At 60.3% G+C, this 3,430-nt stretch carries 2 pseudogenes; one reads left to right on the top strand and one right to left on the bottom strand.

Annotated features, from left to right (window positions below):
* Positions 1–178: 178 nt before the first annotated feature.
* Positions 179–523: pseudogene (locus tag AU381_RS30010) on the bottom strand (transposase); the annotation flags it as partial.
* A gap of 885 nt (positions 524–1,408) precedes the next feature.
* Here AU381_RS30010 and AU381_RS00235 point away from each other — a divergent pair.
* Positions 1,409–3,430, top strand: a pseudogene (locus tag AU381_RS00235) (Ulp1 family isopeptidase); the annotation flags it as partial.

Raw genomic sequence — 3,430 nt, 5'->3', positions numbered from 1 at the left:
TACGCCCTCTCTGCGTTCCACCGCTGCTGCCGAGTCTCATCTTGATTGACGCTTCGTCTCATCTTGGTTGTCGCGCTGCAGTGATGGCAAACCGGTCGAACCGGGGATTGGATTAATCCGACATTCTCAAGGCGCTTCGAGCGCGTTAATTTGATTGGAACCCGATCTGCGGACTTCATCAGGGCCTGCGGCTGTATGTGCCGCCTCGTAAAGGCCGGACACATGGCTTGCACCCGACCAGGACGGCATCACAGATTTTCTCTCTTGCTATAAACGGCCGTAGTTCAGCCGTGAGCGCGGGCTCGCGCGCAACCTCCTCACGCCCGAGCGGGGCGTCGTCCATGGCGGAGGTATCTAGGGGAAGGAAGACCGTATCGGCCGTGGGCGGCAATAAACCCTTCTTCTTCAGCTCATGCCGCCAAGCGTAAATTTGCTGCCGGGTCACATCGTGCCGATGTGCAACCTCTGTGACCGTCGCACCGTCGAGCCCAACCGACATGACAACGTCGAGCTTCTTCTCGTCACCCCAACGCCTGACGTGTCTTAGGCCATCAAGGCGCTATCCGGCAGGCGGTGCCAATCGAGTGCTTACCAAGGAAAGGAGGTCTCACCCGGCAATTGCAACAAATGGCAGGAGATGGCGAAACGGTCACCCCGTCGCTTCCCGAACCTGTCTGGACCGGCACGGCTTGCGCCGATGTCTCGGCGCCGTTGAGGTGGAAGCGGGCGAAAACCATCGAGGCTCGCGGCGGAGACGTTGTCCAGCCGCATCAAGAAGCCGGATATACGTCAGCAGTTGTGGCCGTCGATCCTGATCAAGCCGGTCGTTGCAATCGGGCGGGGGTCCATATACGTCCACATATGGGGTCCGGACGCCGATCGGCGTCCCAAGTGCTTGATGGGTCAATGTTCAGCGTCGATTTACAAAGATGTTGTGCTGCGCAGCGACGGCGCCGACCCGCCTAGACTCCATCAGTGCCGCGTCCTCGGGAGCAGGAACGGGGGAAATATGGATCCTGATCATGGCCTTCCGCAGGAAGCAATTCCTCTGGCCAACTGCCACCCTTCTGCGACGCAATGGGCTGGAGATAGTCCTCGCCGCGAAAGCTGGCCGTACGCCTCACCGATGAGGAGCAGTATTTTGTCTCTGAATCTTCGGTCTATCGGCTGTTGACGGCGAAGCGCGCAGGCACATGCGCCATGCTGTCTTGGCGCGGCAATTGTCGTCATCAGGTTCTCGATAGCTTCCCCATTTAAATTTAACAAACATACAGGGCTGATCCCCTTGGAAGAACATCGGCTGCCGATGCTCCCGGTGCATGCCTGCCAGCGCTGTAAAGGGCGGTTTGTTGCTGATTGCCGGCATGTCAGATCGATAGCCCAGGTTCATATTTGAGAAGAGGACGGGATGGATTTCCCCTCGACCAAGTCGGTGCATGAACAATCGGACAGCACGGGTCCGCAAGAGAGCTCACCCGCGGCTCCGTCTGCAGCCGCGGCGACCTTTGAGCGGCAATTGAAAGAGATCGGCAGTTCAGGTGGGGGTGGTGGAGCAATGCCGGCCGCCGCTGCGCCGCAGCCGACTCAGTCAAAAGGGATTCTGAGAAGGCTCAGCAAAAGCCCCCTTTATTCCCAGGATGCTCCCCTTATTTTGGGGCTTGAGAAGGCCCTCATCAAGGGCGGGGCCGCCGAACGCACCGCCAGGGGCTATGTACGTACTCTTCGCAGCTTTGGCCAGTGGCTCTTCGCAAATAACAAAGATCCCATTGCTGCTCGGCTCGAGGACGAAGACCCGCTGACCGCTGATGCGCGCGAGTTCATCGGAAAGGATAATCCCTTAAGACTTCTTGCGGCGATAGTTCATCTCCGAACCTCGCAGTCGACGGGCGGAGTCGTGCGGATCGCAGGCCGCACTGAGTATCATCCTTATCCCCAGGACGCGGCTCTCATCGAAGAGTACAAAAACGAAGCAGCGACAGATCCCGGCAAGAAGGATGCAAGCAGGAAGGATGCAACTGCTCTTCGCAGTTTCAGCGACTACCTGCGTGACAACAACAGGCCGGGCATTGCTGCTGGGCTCGGCACGTCGTTTGATGGAGATGTCGAGAGCTATAGGAAGGTCGCCGGTGCTGATTCCAGGATTGGTGCCGCACTGGCTCGTCTCCGAAAATCGCAGGCCGGCGCCGAGGCCATGGAATCCTCGGCGCCGCAGCCGGCTCAGTCACCTGGGATTGCGATAGGGCGCGACAATCGGCCTCTTTATTCCGAGGATGCTCCCCTTATTTCGGGGCTTGAGGGGGCCCTCATCAAGGGCGGGTTCAGCAAATCCGCTGCCGAGCAGCACGGAGGTTCTCTTCGTAGCTTTAGCCGTTGGCTTTTCGCAAAAGAAAAACCGAGCATTCGTGCTCGGCTCGACAACCAGTCGCTGACCGATGGCGGTGAGGTGCTCGAGTTCACCGGACAGGGTAATCCAAAGAGACTCGTTCAGGCAATCGACTATCTCCGGACCTTGCGGTCGACGGGCGAAGTGCCGATCTCACGACGCGCTAAGCTGAATCCTCACCCCCAGAACGTGGCCCTTATCAATCCCGAAGACACGGTGCTGATGGAGCCGAGGCGCGTCGACGCCGCCGCTGCGCAGCACAGCGCGTCGCAGAAAACTGGCAGTCGGCCAGAGGAGCTTCCCGCGGAAGGCCGCGATCAGGATTTGCTTTTGGGGCTGATGGACGAACCCGGCCCGTCGTCATCTCTCGAGCCAGCCGCGCGCCATGACCAGGCACCGGATCCCGGAGAGCCCGACCGCCAGCAGTCCCCGGACGAGCCGATGGCTGCGCTTGCCAGGAGCAACCGCCTGCCAAGCAAGGAGGTCCTCATCAACGACGAGCATGACACAGCTGAGTTGAGGCCAGCGAAGAGGCAGAGGACCCTAAACAATCCGCAAGGCGTTGCCGGCGAGCGGCAGCTGGGCGAGATCGCCAATTCAGGCGGCCAGCCGACACCGGCGCCTACCCATCAACAGGGTACGTCGTCATGGGAGACGCAGCCGATGCTGCTGCGGAGCGGCTACGAAGATGTCACGGCGCCGCATGCGGTCGCGACGTACGTCGGGGACGCCGCTGCGCAGCACAGCGCGCGGCAGCGAGCTGTCAGTCGGCCATTGGTCCTCTTGGAAGGTTACGATCAGGATCTGCGCTTAATGGTGGAAGACGGCCCATCGTGGCCCGACGTTCCCCCTGAGCAGGCGCAGGACATAGTCCAAGCTGGGCAGGAACCTGCCTGGCCGACCGTGGAAGCAGCGCCAACGCACTCTGCCAGGGCTCGCTCAAACACCTACGGCGGTCTTGAGGTGTCGTTTAATCCGAATTCGCCCGCATCATTTGAGTTGCGTGACAATGCTTGGAGCCCGGCGCCTGGCTTTCCGCTGCCGTTT

The sequence above is a fragment of the Sinorhizobium glycinis genome (assembly GCF_001651865.1).
In the GTDB taxonomy this organism is placed as follows: domain Bacteria; phylum Pseudomonadota; class Alphaproteobacteria; order Rhizobiales; family Rhizobiaceae; genus Sinorhizobium; species Sinorhizobium glycinis.
Note: the sequence above shows the minus strand (reverse complement) of the source record. Positions and strands in the feature narration are given on the sequence as shown.